This is a genomic window from Bacteriovorax sp. As-1 (assembly GCF_058446905.1).
In genome coordinates this window covers 2,268,918-2,282,659 of record NZ_CP184341.1, presented here as the reverse complement: position 1 = coordinate 2,282,659, position 13,742 = coordinate 2,268,918, and the positions used below count along the sequence as shown (strand labels likewise).

At 39.7% G+C, this 13,742-nt stretch carries 13 protein-coding genes and 1 tRNA gene; 3 read left to right on the top strand and 11 right to left on the bottom strand.

Annotation, left to right across the window (positions count from 1 at the left end):
• Positions 1-10: 10 nt before the first annotated feature.
• From ACN20O_RS11470 to ACN20O_RS11450, 5 genes are all read right to left on the bottom strand, one after another.
• Entirely contained in the window at positions 11-751 is a 741-nt protein-coding gene (locus ACN20O_RS11470; RefSeq protein WP_491634067.1) for a hypothetical protein, read from the bottom strand.
• A 5-nt stretch (positions 752-756) separates the two neighbouring features.
• Positions 757-1,959: a hypothetical protein gene (locus ACN20O_RS11465; RefSeq protein ID WP_491634066.1), complete on the bottom strand. Its 1,203-nt coding sequence runs from the start codon at positions 1,957-1,959 to the stop codon at positions 757-759.
• Positions 1,960-2,046: 87 nt separating this feature from the next.
• Positions 2,047-2,508, bottom strand: a complete 462-nt coding sequence (locus ACN20O_RS11460; protein ID WP_491634065.1) for a PilZ domain-containing protein — start codon at positions 2,506-2,508, stop codon at positions 2,047-2,049.
• Between the two features lie 69 nt (positions 2,509-2,577).
• On the bottom strand, positions 2,578-3,528 hold the full coding sequence (rsgA, locus tag ACN20O_RS11455) for a ribosome small subunit-dependent GTPase A (RefSeq protein WP_491634064.1): 951 nt from the start codon (positions 3,526-3,528) through the stop codon (positions 2,578-2,580).
• Positions 3,522-4,826, bottom strand: coding sequence for an FAD-binding oxidoreductase (locus tag ACN20O_RS11450; protein ID WP_491634063.1), 1,305 nt, complete (start codon positions 4,824-4,826; stop codon positions 3,522-3,524). The genes rsgA and ACN20O_RS11450 overlap by 7 nt, the downstream gene beginning before the upstream one ends.
• A 144-nt stretch (positions 4,827-4,970) precedes the next feature.
• Here ACN20O_RS11450 and ACN20O_RS11445 point away from each other — a divergent pair.
• Positions 4,971-5,047: transfer RNA gene (locus ACN20O_RS11445), tRNA-Arg, on the top strand.
• Between the two features lie 221 nt (positions 5,048-5,268).
• On the opposite strand, the gene ACN20O_RS11440 is transcribed toward ACN20O_RS11445, so the two are convergent.
• Positions 5,269-5,628, bottom strand: a complete 360-nt coding sequence (locus tag ACN20O_RS11440; RefSeq protein ID WP_491634062.1) for a DUF1428 domain-containing protein — start codon at positions 5,626-5,628, stop codon at positions 5,269-5,271.
• 90 nt (positions 5,629-5,718) lie between these two features.
• Positions 5,719-7,074 (bottom strand): sensor histidine kinase, encoded by a 1,356-nt coding sequence (locus ACN20O_RS11435; RefSeq protein WP_491634061.1) that lies wholly within the window; start codon positions 7,072-7,074, stop codon positions 5,719-5,721.
• Positions 7,075-7,592: 518 nt separating this feature from the next.
• Between ACN20O_RS11435 and ACN20O_RS11430 the strand changes: the two genes are divergently transcribed.
• Positions 7,593-7,802, top strand: a complete 210-nt coding sequence (locus tag ACN20O_RS11430; RefSeq protein ID WP_491634060.1) for a hypothetical protein — start codon at positions 7,593-7,595, stop codon at positions 7,800-7,802.
• A 140-nt stretch (positions 7,803-7,942) separates the two neighbouring features.
• Here ACN20O_RS11430 and ACN20O_RS11425 read toward each other — a convergent pair whose 3' ends face one another.
• Positions 7,943-8,587 (bottom strand): response regulator, encoded by a 645-nt coding sequence (locus ACN20O_RS11425; RefSeq protein WP_491634059.1) that lies wholly within the window; start codon positions 8,585-8,587, stop codon positions 7,943-7,945.
• A gap of 69 nt (positions 8,588-8,656) precedes the next feature.
• Here ACN20O_RS11425 and ACN20O_RS11420 point away from each other — a divergent pair, with 69 nt between their 5' ends.
• The gene (locus tag ACN20O_RS11420) at positions 8,657-10,363 is read left to right on the top strand and encodes a sensor histidine kinase (RefSeq protein ID WP_491634058.1); all 1,707 of its coding nucleotides are present in this window, start codon (positions 8,657-8,659) and stop codon (positions 10,361-10,363) included.
• 56 nt (positions 10,364-10,419) lie between these two features.
• Here ACN20O_RS11420 and ACN20O_RS11415 read toward each other — a convergent pair whose 3' ends face one another.
• The 3 genes from ACN20O_RS11415 to ACN20O_RS11405 are packed head-to-tail and all read right to left on the bottom strand — an operon-like array spanning position 10,420 to position 13,457.
• Positions 10,420-10,791 carry a chemotaxis protein CheD gene (locus tag ACN20O_RS11415; protein WP_491634057.1) on the bottom strand — a complete coding sequence of 124 codons (372 nt, stop codon included), beginning with the start codon at positions 10,789-10,791 and terminating at the stop codon, positions 10,420-10,422.
• Positions 10,788-11,663: a CheR family methyltransferase gene (locus ACN20O_RS11410; protein WP_491634056.1), complete on the bottom strand. Its 876-nt coding sequence runs from the start codon at positions 11,661-11,663 to the stop codon at positions 10,788-10,790. Before ACN20O_RS11410 ends, ACN20O_RS11415 begins: the two co-directional genes overlap by 4 nt.
• A gap of 3 nt (positions 11,664-11,666) precedes the next feature.
• The gene (locus ACN20O_RS11405) at positions 11,667-13,457 is read right to left on the bottom strand and encodes a methyl-accepting chemotaxis protein (protein ID WP_491634055.1); all 1,791 of its coding nucleotides are present in this window, start codon (positions 13,455-13,457) and stop codon (positions 11,667-11,669) included.
• Between the last annotated feature and the right edge of the window lie 285 nt (positions 13,458-13,742).

The following is a 13,742-nucleotide window of genomic DNA, read 5'->3' as shown; positions in this document are numbered from 1 at the left end:
TGTTCTCCTTCTAGTAGTTTGATGTCTTAAATGTTCCGCGGATATCATCCACATTTTTTTTTGTATCTTGTTTGTAGAAAATCAACTTCTGCCCTTCCTGAAAAAAAGCATTCACGTTTACGTGCAGACTCGGCTGCCTTACGCCATTAACATCGTAAATGGAAAAGAGTTCAGCGCTGATGACTTTTAAGGCCAGATTCGGAAATTTGGCTTCGGCCTCTTCTTTAGTCAGGCAGGCCGACACGAGAACGGGCACTCCGCTGTCATGGACTGAAGACTGCAAAAATGCTCTTAAGCGCTCTTCTTGTTTTTTCCCTAAAAGGGCCTCATCCAACCAGATCAGGTGAATTTCTTTAAACGTCGGAGCATCAAAGAAATTAATTTTGCTGTTAACTCTATCGCTTGCTTTAAAATAAAGAACTTCTTCGTCTTTTAAAGTCAGGTTAACTTTTGGGTTCTTCTTCATTACCAGGAACTCTTCGTTATACGAAGCCTGGATTTGCAGGGCCTGGTTGTAATTTAATGAAAAGCTCTTCATCATCGCTTCAATATCAAAGTAGCGAATCCCTTTTGATCTAAAACATCCGGCCGACTGGCTGAAGTTAGCCCAGTCAGGGATATCAGAGAGAAAATATTTTTGAACACCAGTGCTCGTGTAGTACTGATCAACTTCTCTAGGCTTTAAGGCCTTTGATGAACAACCAGCGAAAAGGAATAAAGCAGACACAATGATGAAAGAAATATTTTTCATAAATCTCACGCTTTTTTAAAGAATTTTAAAATATCAGTTTCAATATCTTTGATCATGCCAAGACCTTCGTTAAGATCGCGGGCATTCATGACGTAATAACCTGGTTCTTCAGACAGAAGGGCAGATCCAGCAAGCTTCTCGTCTTCTACTCCACGGGCCACGCAAATAGCATCTGCCGCCAACGTCATCATATCTGAAGGCACGCGCGAGTGATCCCTGAAGTCAGGTGATTCAATCGTTGCAAAGACGCCTTCACGGTCTAATAAACGGTCTACCGCAGTCACATCGTATCCAGAGTGCACGATAAGCGGCGGAGTCGGCTCAACGGGCTTTGGTATTTTAACTTTGACGTAGTCTTCAAGATCGCGCCACTCGCGCAGCTTCGTCTCAAACACTTCCTTATCTTTTTCAAAGCGAGCTTTGATCTCTTCAAGAAACTTCTCCACTTCTTCATCAAGCCAGCCAATCCCACAAGAAGTGTAAGCTGTTTGATAAGTCACCCAGTGAAGCTCATGTTTTGGTGAAGAGAATAACCAATCCTTCATTTTTAAAAGGGCCAGCTTTAAAGACACACCCTCGCCCACCAAGACGATGGTTTTTTTATTGCTCAGGTCAAGCTTAGTGAAAATATCTTTTTCATAATACAGAAGTGAACTCTCCTGCAGATTGTACTCATTGAGCGCCAGGCTTCTTCCCGCTCCCATTGGAGTCGGTTTTTTTCCTAAACCTTGAGCTTCAATCACAATATCGAAGTCTTCAAAATTCTCCACCGGGCGGTGAAGTGAATTGATTACGTCTTCACCCAACTGCTTAAAGAAGTCTGGGTTCTCTTCCAATTGTTTTAAAATTGTTTCTTTTGGATTCAGGGTATAAACCACGCGAAACAAATCGTGCATACGCGTGCGACTTGGGACCGCTTCATCTGTGTGCAAGAAGCGCTTGTGAACGCGAAGAACATCCCCACGTTTTGTCAGGTTGTATTTTTCCAGCTCTAAAACGGCCGGAACAATCTCGCTATCGAAGAATTCTTTTACTGTCACAATACTTTTTTGGTAACCGATTTTGAAGTCCGGGAAGTGATCCAGTAGAAAGCGCATATTTCCACCCAAAGGCGCGCGCTGAAACAGAGTCACTGTCGCTCCCATTTGATCAAAATAATGTGCGGTTAGAATTGCTAGTGGACCAGAGCCAACGATGGCCATTTTCATAAGATTTGTACTCCCGAATCAGGAGTACAAATCTAACATATGAAGCTTATAATTGAATATGAAATTACACTAAATAGCGCGGTGCTATTATTTGAAATAGACCTTTGTGTCACCCTTATCGATTGCCGAGTGCTCTGCAAACTTGTAAATGAAGTCAATAAAGCTCTGCATAGCTTCAAAACTAGCTACTGATTTATCGAATTCACACCCATATTGCATGTAAGTATTGCCATCTTTACCAAGGACTTCTTTCCCGTGGCGAACTTGCATGATCACTGGAATGTATGAAGCGTTTGTGAAGTACATTCTCATGTTCACTTCAAAACCTTGAGCAAGTTTTTTATCTGTTCTTGGGTTCCATGGAACCTGGAATGAACAACCATCCCCTGCGATATCAACCATCGTTACTGGATAGATTGAACCATTATCATCGATCACCGAGTACGCTCCCAAAAAGTTTTGGAACACGATACGGTTAAAAGCTCTGCGCTTTTGCTCGATTGTATCTGCTTTCTTTTTATTGAAATCTAATACTTTAAAATCTGACATGCTAGTTCTCCCAATTTGACCATAAGGTCCGTTCTATTGGTCTCATCGGAAAACTTGCGAATTTATTTATTATCTTTTTAAATAACTTGGAGTCTGGGAAATTTCTTCTTTCATTCGAAGAAATGATTCTAATCTCGACATGATAAGAGTTGTTTCATAAGCGTTTTGGTCAAGTTTTGTGTAGAAAAAACACCCTGCCGTCCCCGGTTCATGAGTGCAATTCGAGAACTTGCACTGAACCGCCCCTTCTTCGATATCCGGAAAGTACGTTATTAAGTCTTCTTCAAGTAAATCTTCAACCCCAAAAGACCTGATCCCCGGTGAATCAATCAAAGACATACTTTCGCAGTCAACAATCTCACTCCAGGTAGTCGTATGGGTTCCTTTACCAACCTTCCCCACTTCGCGGGATAAAAGTTTGATCTTTCCTTCTGAAGAAGCCGTGATGAGTTTACTTTTTCCAACACCCGACTGACCTAAAAAGATCGACGTTTTCCCCTGAAGCCTTTCTTTAAGATCGTTAAGACCTAATGAAAGAACGTGAGGTTTGTAATCTGGATTGGCCGCAGAAATTTCAAAACATTCGATCCCTAAATTATTCATGCGATCAAATTCAAATTTCATATCAAGCACATTCGGATCAAACTGATCCATCTTATTAAAAACGATTAATGGCCTGATTCCCCACTGGTGAGCACGTACTAAAAAACGATCCACGATCCCGCGTTTGTACTCAGGTCGAGACACAGAACTGACAATAACCATCAGGTCACAGTTTGAAGCTGTCACTTTTTTCTTTTGCTCGCGAATAATCAAGCGATAAATTTCATTGTCACGTGGAAGAACTTCCGTGATGACATTTTTCTCATCGATCATAACGTAGTCGCCAACGACGATAGAGTTCTCATCACCTTTTAAAAGGTTCCCCAATGCCGTGGCCACAACCATTTCATTAGTGTCGATGACTTTGCAGTCAAATTCTCTCTTGGCTGATTTAAAAACGCGTCCCTTTTTTAACATGTCATAAATCCTTCAGGAAAAAATTGTCCCTTGGGATCAAACTGTTTTTTTAAAGAGCGGAAAACAGTTTTTTCCGTCTCAGTATAAAAAGGTGCAATGAATTTTCTTTTCAATAAACCAATGCCGTGCTCAGCAAATGGTGAGCCCTTCCACTCTAAAACTTTCGCGTAAAGAGTTTCTAGCTGCTCATTACAAAAATCATTTTTATCCGGAGTTGGCATAAAGTTGAAATGCAAGTGAGCGTCTCCAAAGTGGCCAAATAAATTATAGGCAACACCCTTACTAGCAAGCTCCCTATAAAATAAAAGAAGCTCTCTAAACTTCTCCTCCCCTACTTGAACATCAGTCCCTTTTTTAGTGACCCCCATACGGCTGTTCACTTCAAAAATCGCACGCGGAACACTTACGCGCAGGTCGCGGCACTTAGAGGCATTCATTTCGAAGATATGCTCTTCGTTGACTAATGTCAGTGCGCTTAGAAGGTTTTCATAGATAGATTCGAAGTTGTCTTTTTTAATTTCTAAAAAGATAACATCCTGGTTATTTCCTGGATTTTTTTCAGCTGGCAGATAAGAAAGCGAGTTTGCATCAATGAACTCACACGCGCGGATTTCATCTCTAAATTTTTGAACAGCATGATAAATTTCTAAATGCGGCTCAAAGTTTTCCTCCCAGCGAGGAAGAAGCATAAAGACATACGTTTCCGGGAAATGCTCTACCGTTTTTAAAACAGCAGAAGTAATCACTCCCAACTGTCCTTCGGTCCCTGTCATTAAGTCAGTTTCAAACTCCAGTCGCGGGTAAGGGGCGTTTTTAAAATTTCTATAATGATTAAAATCTTTTTGGTACGAAGACAGGTCAATGCCGCATTCTAATTTTTTATCGCCCAGAAGCTTTTTCTCTTCACCTTTATGATCAAGATAGTTTACTTCCACGATTTGCGAGCGCAGGTTTTTAAAACCAAAAGACCTCTCACCTGTGCAGCTTGTAGCAATTCCCGCAAGCACACCAGCAAGCTCTTCTGTAGGCGACGTCATGATCTCTCTTCCATGACTCAGACAAAATTCCTTGGCCTCTTTCCACGTCACAAAACCTGTGACTTTCAAGTTTCCATCTTTCAACATTTCAAGATGACCTTTAATTGTCGAAAGATTTCCCAGAACTGTTTCGCCATTAAGCCCGCTCAAATTTTCAAACGGGATGACCGTCGAAGTTTGCGACGAATGAAACAGCGTCGGCTGCCCAGTCTTCAAATGGGCCACGACCTCAGGGACGGAATAAAAGCTTTTTGTCTTCATCCCTCTAGTTTAAGGAAGAATCTCGAATTGGGAAAGATTTATTTAAAATTCCAAGGACTTAGAAGGCCTAAAACCTCATCTTTCGCTTGACATTAGGCCTTCAAACCATTAATTTTCTTCTCACTTCGAAAATTATCCAATCATGCACTCGTAGCTCAGCTGGATAGAGCAACCGATTTCTAATCGGTAGGTCTCAGGTTCGAATCCTGACGAGTGCGCCATTCTTTGCCGAAAAAATGTCCAGCGGACATTTTTACTACTTCCGAAGATTTTAAAACACAAAACGCTTTCCAATGAGTTCGGCAAAGTAAGTTCTTTTTTATTCATCTCCGTCGTCGTTGCTCTCGACTCAACCTCGTCACGTACCATTTGTACGCTCCTCGGCTTCGCTCGGCACTCCTAGGACCTGAACAAATCTAGGAATAAAATCGTTCATTAAATGTTATGCTCTAATCAGAGTCTCAAATTTACCGAAAGTAAATCTCTTCATATCAAAAGGCATCGACGAAAAATTTTCTGGCTGCATTCGTGGATCGCTGTGAACTTTTTTATTCACCTTCGTCGCATGAGCTTTAGATTTATAAACAATGAAAGCAAAGATCACCGTTTCATTAGGCTTGAGTTTACACAGTTTTGTAAAAGACACTCCAAAGGGAGTATCTAAAGTCTCTCCAACACACTCATGGTAATCAAGAGCTCCATGCTCCATCCAAACTTTGCAACCAATGGCCGCCATCTTTTTATAAGCTTTCAAATCTTTCTTTTTAATGGGAATAATGAAACCGTCAACATAACGTGCCATGTGCTCTCCTTACTTTATGTTCTTGTTAAAAAGATTATGACAAGAACATGAAGCGCTATCAAGGCCAGTAGCTGCACAGAACTTCCCTAATTAAAGATTCATGAGAGGATGCTTAATCACAAACGTCGTTCTCTCATACCCATCCGAATCATAGTAAAGCTCTCCACCATGATCTTTCATAATCGTCTGAGAAATCGAAAGCCCAAGCCCAGTTCCGCTATTTTTAGTAGTAAAGAATGGATTAAAAATCTTCTCGGCCACTTCATTAGAAATTTTCTCTCCCCCGTTTGAAACCAGGAAGTAGAAGTATTGATCATCTTGTTTGAAGTTGATGGAAATCCAGCGCTCGAAAGCATCAGGTTCACCGGCAAGAGCGTCTGAAGCATTTTTTAGTAGATTTAAAAGAACCTGTGAAATTTGAACTGAGTGGCAGTGAATTTCAATATCAGGGATTTCATCAATCTTAAAAGCAATACCTAAGGAATTGATATGCTCCTGACAAAAAGGAGTCGTTTCACTCATGATTTCATGAATAAAATATCTACCTTTAGGGACGCGGTCTGATTGATTAGCGAAATGTTTAAGTCCTTTTACAATTGCCGAAATTCGTTCAACGGATTTGTAAATTTTTTCTGTGTGTTTAATTAATAATTGATTGTCGACTTTATCGGCCATTCCAAAGCGCGTGAGCATTTGTGCGCATGAAGAAATGATAGTCAGAGGATTATTGATCTCGTGGGCCATGCCTGCTGACATTTCCCCTAGAACAGCAAGGCGTGATGTGTGAACAAGTTTGACTGTCTGATCAATGATCACACTTTGGCTTTCATTAAGTTCACGGTTTTTTCTTTCCAATTCAATTTGATATGTAAAAAGCTGAACCAGATCTTTGCGATAGGCGCGGAATTGCTTTATTTGGTATCCGTAATACATAACGTACAAAACAATCAACGGTAAAAAGTTAAGGTCTTCAGCAAAATAGTAATAAAGAATAATTCCGATTTGAGGCAAGAGCAGAAAAGTTTGAAATGGTAAAAAGAGAATCGGGAAATAAGAGAGGGTTACAGTTGAAGAGCCCACAAGGCCCGCAAGCAATGTCGTTGCGACAACAAAATGCACACCACTAAGTTTCAATTCAAAAGAGGCCAAGCTCAGAATCACCGCAAGACCCAATCCATTTAATGTTACCAGAGCAATAGTGTAGAGCCATTCAGAAGCGCTCACAGTCCCCTGCTTAATAATTTTTCTGTAGTGGAAAAAACGGAAAATACTTATGACAAAAAGAGCTAAAGAGATAATCTTAATAAGAGAAAGGAATCTCTCACAACCGTAACCGTAGAAAAAAGAAAATATAGCAAAACCAGCAAACGCAAAGGTTGCCGATTGTCCTTTTTTAGCAACCTCAAGTCTCAAGAGGTCATTAAGCAAATTTTCCTTTGGGTTCATTGAAAAGGTATACAACAATTATTCCAGAACGACTATAAAGAGTTTGCATGTATAAAGCTCGCAACGAAAAGCTCCCCATCAATTTTTTTATGTACTCCTGCACCTTTAAAACTCTTCACCTTAAAAAAGTGGCATATTTGTGGAGGTAGCTCAGAGCTAAGTCCCTGCTTTTTTGAAACTTTGCAATCTCTCTTAAACTGTAACTCCCAGGGCTTCCTTACTAGGCCCGACTTAACAGAGAGGTGTTTTAGTCACATTCCCAATAACCTAGATCTGGTGGAATGGATCATTATTAACAACGGAACTCCTAAATAGGTTCTTTTAGGTAATACAACGATTCTTTCCTAACTTACCACTACTTCCACCTAAAAGCGGACGACGGACCCCATCTCCTCGTCCGCTTTTTGGCGCTTGGTAAAACCTACATATAACCAAATCCTGAAAACTATCCTTAAAAAAAGTGATAAAACGTGGCCCATAAATCATCCTTATGAGGGGAACGTATTAAAGCACTTTTAATGGCAGTACTAGCTTTTGGTATTATCGGTTCAAACGCAATGGCTTCTTCAGGTCGCGACTATGAATGTATCGCTAACCGTCTTCAAGCTTACAATAGTGACATCTACTACAATCTTTCAAAAACATACATCGACACTATGATCTCAATTCCAGAATATTTCGGTCATATTGATGCTGTTAATGCAGCTAAGAGCTGTGAACTTTTATAATTCAGCGTCAAGAAAACAAATGAAACATTTTCTTGTCATCACTTTGGACGACAAAATAAAAAAAGCCCATCTTTCTGATGGGCCTTTATTTATAATTAGATAATTTTTTTAGAAAAAAAATACTAGGCCATATGGATTAATTACAATCGCTGCCTAATGGCCCATGCGCTGATCTCTGCTGCATTCTTCAGTCCTAATTTCCTCATTAAGTTACTTTTATGGCACTTAACTGTATGCTCAGAACAATTTAGAATGACACCAATTTCTTTATTTGTTTTACCTTGAGTGATGTAACGAGAGATTTCTTTCTCTCTGTCAGTCACATCAACTGTCTTTTGCGACTCGGCCTCGAACACTGGATTCATCTTCGTTTTTTCCAGCAGAACATTGCTTACTTTTGGACTTAAGAACTTGTCACCTTGAACAACTGTATCAATTGCTCTCATGACTTCATCAGTTGAATCACTCTTAAAAACAAACCCGTCGATGTCGGCCTGAATGATTTGAGAGAGAATTTCGTGACTTTGATACTGAGAGATAAAGACGAATTTAGCTGGAGAACGGGCAGCTTTCATCTTACTCATGAACTCAAGACCATTCATATCTGGCATTAAGTAATCACAAATAACAACTTCAGCATTGTTTCTAGACAAAAGATCCATCGCATCTGTAGCGCTTTCAGCTTTTCCTACGACATTGTATCTTTCGTTTCGAGACAGGACAGAGGTAATACCTTCAAGAAAGAGTGGATGATCATCCACAATGACAACATTTATTTTATTCATATATCTACGTTAGAAAAAAACCTCATTTTGTGCAAGCAAAATCAATAAAAATGAGGAATACTTGAACATATGCCTATCTTGTTCAATATCCTCCACTGGATTTCAGGGTTAACACTTATCTCACTCAGTTTCTACTGTTTGAGAAAGGCCTCAAATAAACTTGGATTTCATCTTTGCCTCTTTCTCTTTTTACTTTCAATCTGGTCTCTTAGTGCAGCTCTCACTTATAATGTTTCCTCTCTAGAACTGAAAATTAACCTCGTCAGGATGAGACATGTTGGGATTTCCATGATCCCGATCAGCTTACTCTATCTCATTCGATGTTTTGCGGGCTATAAACCTCTTCCCTTATACGCAAAAATAAGCTTACTCATTATACCGTGCGTTTCAATTCTTACCATTATTAGCCCCTACCATGAATATTTCCTTAATCATTATGAAATGCGGTATATTTTCGGGACAAATCTCCTGACCTTTGCTAACGGACCAATCTTTTTCTTTCATAACATCACAGGCAGAGTCGTCGTTTTATGGGCCCTTGCCTTGCTCGTTGCTGGAATAAAAGGACAGGGCTATATTCAAAGACGTTACAGTTGGATCCTATTCTTCAGTATTCTCATTCCATTTGCCATTGATGCTTTTGCCGTAGGACTCTCTCCTACTTTTAGATTTCTTCAAGTCGTTCCGGTTTTTCTGACTTTTTCTGCAGGATGCTTTTGCTACATCATCTTAAAAGGCGAAGTCCTGGAAATTATACCAGTGGCCAGGGGACTTATTCTCGATTCAATCAGTGACATCTACCTCAGCCTTGATCAAAACAATAAACTGGTCGATTTCAATGCTTGCGCACGATCGAACTTGAGCCTGGATGATTCTTCGTATGATAAAAATTTGTCGGATCTGCCATTTAATAAGTTTATCTCCCATATCATCGCGGCCATAGAAGATAACAAACCAAACAGTGAATTCTTTCTTAATTACAAAACTTATAAAGAGTATTTCACGATTTCCATTGAAGACATTTTAGGAGTTAATAATACTTTTGCCGGAAGAATTATCATTATTAAGAATATTACCGGTCAAAAGAATTATGAAATGCAACTCACTCAAATGGCAGAGATCAGGACTAAGTTTATCAGTGTTATGGCCCATGATTTAATTGGAAACGTGGCCAGTCACACGCTCCTGGTGGAATCCCTGATGGATCATCCTGTAGTTCAAGCAGATGAAGATTTAAAGGCGAGCTTAAGTCTTCTGCTCGACTCCTCTCAAAACGTGACTAAGTTTGTTGAAGGGCTACTTCGTTGGTCAAAAGACAGTCTGGAAAAAATCCAATTAAAAACGACTCAAGTCGACCTTTACGATCTTATCGATGAGGCCATTCTTTACCTAAGTCCAATCTCAATGCAAAAAGATATCGGCTACACCCTTAATATCCAACAAAACACTTCGGCCAAAATTGACGTCAATATGATCCAGACAGTGGTGAGAAATTTAATTTCAAACGCTATCAAGTACTCCCCTCAAAATGGCAATATTCATATTGAAGCTATGATAGATGCAGATTTGGTAACGATCATGATTTCCGATGAAGGTCCGGGTGTGAATGAAATGGAAATGAATCAGTTCTTAAGCCGCTTTCATATGAAGTCTTATAAAGGAGGACTTGGCCTTACTCTTTGCCGCGACTTTGTTCACTTACATAAAGGTGAAATCAAAGCACAGAATAAAAATCCCAATGGAACCGTTTTTAGCTTTGCTCTACCTGTTGCTTAATAAACCACAGAGAATCGAAGTTCTTGTCGAGCAAACACCCATGGCATTAATCCAGCTTAGTTAAACTTGCTACTTGCAATCTTCCTTCGATACTGTGATAAAGAATTTTTCTGCCCACCTTTTGAATCGCGAGTAAAACAATTGGCACCGCCGACAATCTTTGCCTTCAAACCAGTTACCGGCTCTTTGGTTGCTTTAACCATTTCTTCAATTAAAATCGGAATCGCGCGGTCTCCATAACGAAGATCATCTCCTTCTTCACTGTTGTCTAAAAAATAAGGCAGGGCAAAATGAATCATCCCCACGACTTTTTTATTGGGAGAATAGAGGCAAACTGAGACACAAGACTCAAGAGTATTACTGATCACCACTTCCTCGCCCGTCACAATTAATTCACCGATATTGAGGCAAAGGATGTTCTCATTCATTTTCTTTTTCCGAGCGCTGTCTTTTTGTAAACCGAAGGCGCCGCTGAAATCCATGAACTTTTGACGGCCTGGAGAGACTCTGAATGACCGATAAATAAACACCCTTCTTTAGTTGTGGCCTTATACATTTTATCGGCCACCAATTTGATGACTTCTTTTGGAAAATAAATCATCACGTTACGGCAAAGAACTAAATCGAAAAGCTCATCACTTGGAAGAGTGTCCTCAATTAAGTTGTAGAGTTTAAACTCAATGTGTTTTTTCAAATACGGCTTAATTCTATACCACTCTTCAATAGCACCAGTCCCTTTATCCAGAAAATCTTTACGAAACTCTTCGGGAATCTCATCAACCTTTGCAATTGGATAAACACCATTTTGAGCACGGTTTAAAATATTTGTATCAATATCTGATGCCAAAATTTTAAAATTCATTTCATTAGGAAGTTTCTTCTTTAAAAACATTGCCAGTGTATAGGGCTCTTCCCCTGATGAGCAGGCAGCAGACCAAATGTACACTTCTTTTTTTCCCATCCTCACCCATTCAGGGATCAGCTTGGTTTCAATGTATTCAAAGTGAGCAGGCTCTCTAAAAAAATCTGTTTTATTCGTTGTAATCAGATTAATTAGATTTTGCCATTCTGGGTGATCTTTTGTCAGCCCTTCAAGATAGCGGCGGTATTCTTTATAATTGCCGTGATTATTGTCGCGGATATAAGGACCTAAGCGCGTCTTTAAAAGATCGCGCTTTTTCTCACTTAGGGAAATCCCTGCAATAGAAAGGACGAGGGCCTGAAAATAGGCAAAGTCCTCGTCCTGAATATGTTTCTCTTCTTCAAAATTCTTTGAAAAATCTGGCAATGCAAAGTTCAAGTCTTAAACCTCTTCAAATCCTGGATGGTCGTAGCTTGGTACTCCATCCTTAGTTCCACCATTGGCCGCTTTTTTCATTGCTGGGGCTGCAGTTGTCGCCACTTTAACCGCTGGCTTTTTCATATGGATAACGTTTGCTGAAGATGAAGTGTTCACAGGTGCTTTTGTTGTGTGCTTTGGTTCATCTGGTTTTTTATCAAAGCCAGTATTCACCGGAGCAGATGTCCCGTTGATAACTGAAACAAGAGTTAATACCTGGTTCTTTAAAGAGTCTGCCTGTGCAGATAATTCTTCTGCCGCACTCGCCGCTTCTTCTGAAGTCGCAGAGTTGGTCTGAGTTACCTGATCAAGCTGTCCCATTGCCTTTGTGATTTCCTGAATCCCCTTAGACTGCTCCAAACTTGCGTTTGAGATCTCGCTCGCCATTGTACTAACACTCGAAACATTCTTTACGATTTCAGCAAGAACCTCACCACACTCTTCAGCAACTTTTGTACCCATTCTTACTTTTTCAGCACCATCTGTAATCAGGATATCTACTTTTGTTTTTGTTTCATTCGCGATGCTTTCTACTTTCTGAATTGAAGACGCTAGCATTTCGGAAATTTCTTTAGCTGCGTTACCACTCATCTGTGCCAGGTTACCGACTTCTTCAGCTACAACCGCAAATCCTTTCCCTTGCTCACCAGCTCTCGCTGCTTCCACAGAAGCGTTGAACGATAGAAGCCTTGTCTGGAATACGATGTCGTTGATAACTTTTGTTTTTGATTCAATTTCCTGGATAACTTTTACGATCTCACCCATTTGCTCGTTAGAAGCATTAATCTGAGTCATAATGTTATTATTACTTTCATTGATTTGTGACATTGAAGCCACCATTTCACTTATGACCTGACGTCCTCTCTCTGCTTGCTTATGAGAAGACACAGAGTTTTCAGAAGCTTTTTTAGCGTTCTCTGAGTTGATAGAGATCATCGAGCTCATTTCTTCTACTGAAGCCGACGTTTCTTCCAGAGAAGCTGCCTGCTCTGTCGCTGCCTGAGAAAGCTCTTCTGAAGAAGAAGCGATTTGTCCCGCTGCTGACGACACTTGTGTACTTGATTCATCGAGAGCGTCACTGATAGCTTTAAGTGATTTAGTAAGAGAGTTTGAAAATAATAGAGAACCAGCAATCCCAATAAACCCAAGAATTAAAACAGATCCGATGCTAACTTTGTTTGCTAGTTCACCTGTAGCCTTGGCATTTGCCTCTGACTTATCAGCATAATCATAATGGAACTTACTAAGGTTTTGCATCGCAACTCTACCTTGTGCCCCAATCTTTGACATCTCTGTTTCTAGCATTACACTCATTTTATCCAAAGACGCCTGGTCTGTTTTCCCGCTCTTGTAATCAGTTATCATCTTAGTCAATAGAGCAAAACCTGCATCAATATCCTTTCTAAATTCTTTATAAAGCACTTCTTCACCAGGAAGAAATTCTACTTCATTATATTTTTTCTGTGATTCTTTATCTGATTCAATTACTTTTAGGATTTCTTCAATGGCTATATTTTTTTCTTCAACACTTGTTGATTCTGAAACAATCTGAAATGCTTCAATTCGTGCCATTCTGAAATTTGAGAACATTTGGAGCATTCCTGTACTATTTGGGAAACTCACATCTGCAATAACTGAGTAATCTTTAATTACCGCATTTATTCCCCAGTAACTAATTCCACCAATAATTATCGAGATAGTTACAAGGAAAACAGAGAGCGAGAGCAACTTCGCTTTTAAACTAAAATTTTTCAAATACAATTCCTTGGTTAAAGCCGCGCCTATTTTCGAACTGAGATTATTTGCAAGGCTTATCGAGAATGAATCAGAATAGTTAACCTAGGTCAGGAAAATTAATAGTGACTTGAGGATTCATTAAGTTTGGATTCGTGAGTGGTTAAAGAATGAACAAAAACAAGAAATTCATTTAGAGAAAAATTCCCTGCATTTTATTTAGACCTTAAGTTTCTTATTCGAAAAGGACTATTAGACAATCGTTATAAAATAAGATTTGTCTAAAATACGTCATAACCTATTTAG

Excerpts from the sequence above, each read along its gene's own strand:
- ACN20O_RS11460 (WP_491634065.1), bottom strand. The coding sequence starts at position 2,508 with ATGTCAGATTTTAAAGTATTAGATTTCAATAAAAAGAAAGCAGATACA.
- ACN20O_RS11465 (WP_491634066.1), bottom strand. The coding sequence starts at position 1,959 with ATGAAAATGGCCATCGTTGGCTCTGGTCCACTAGCAATTCTAACCGCA.
- ACN20O_RS11450 (WP_491634063.1), bottom strand. The coding sequence starts at position 4,826 with ATGAAGACAAAAAGCTTTTATTCCGTCCCTGAGGTCGTGGCCCATTTG.
- ACN20O_RS11415 (WP_491634057.1), bottom strand. The coding sequence starts at position 10,791 with ATGAATGAGAACATCCTTTGCCTCAATATCGGTGAATTAATTGTGACG.
- rsgA (WP_491634064.1), bottom strand. The coding sequence starts at position 3,528 with ATGTTAAAAAAGGGACGCGTTTTTAAATCAGCCAAGAGAGAATTTGAC.
- ACN20O_RS11420 (WP_491634058.1), top strand. The coding sequence starts at position 8,657 with ATGCCTATCTTGTTCAATATCCTCCACTGGATTTCAGGGTTAACACTT.
- ACN20O_RS11425 (WP_491634059.1), bottom strand. The coding sequence starts at position 8,587 with ATGAATAAAATAAATGTTGTCATTGTGGATGATCATCCACTCTTTCTT.
- ACN20O_RS11440 (WP_491634062.1), bottom strand. The coding sequence starts at position 5,628 with ATGGCACGTTATGTTGACGGTTTCATTATTCCCATTAAAAAGAAAGAT.
- ACN20O_RS11435 (WP_491634061.1), bottom strand. The coding sequence starts at position 7,074 with ATGAACCCAAAGGAAAATTTGCTTAATGACCTCTTGAGACTTGAGGTT.
- ACN20O_RS11470 (WP_491634067.1), bottom strand. The coding sequence starts at position 751 with ATGAAAAATATTTCTTTCATCATTGTGTCTGCTTTATTCCTTTTCGCT.
- ACN20O_RS11430 (WP_491634060.1), top strand. The coding sequence starts at position 7,593 with ATGGCAGTACTAGCTTTTGGTATTATCGGTTCAAACGCAATGGCTTCT.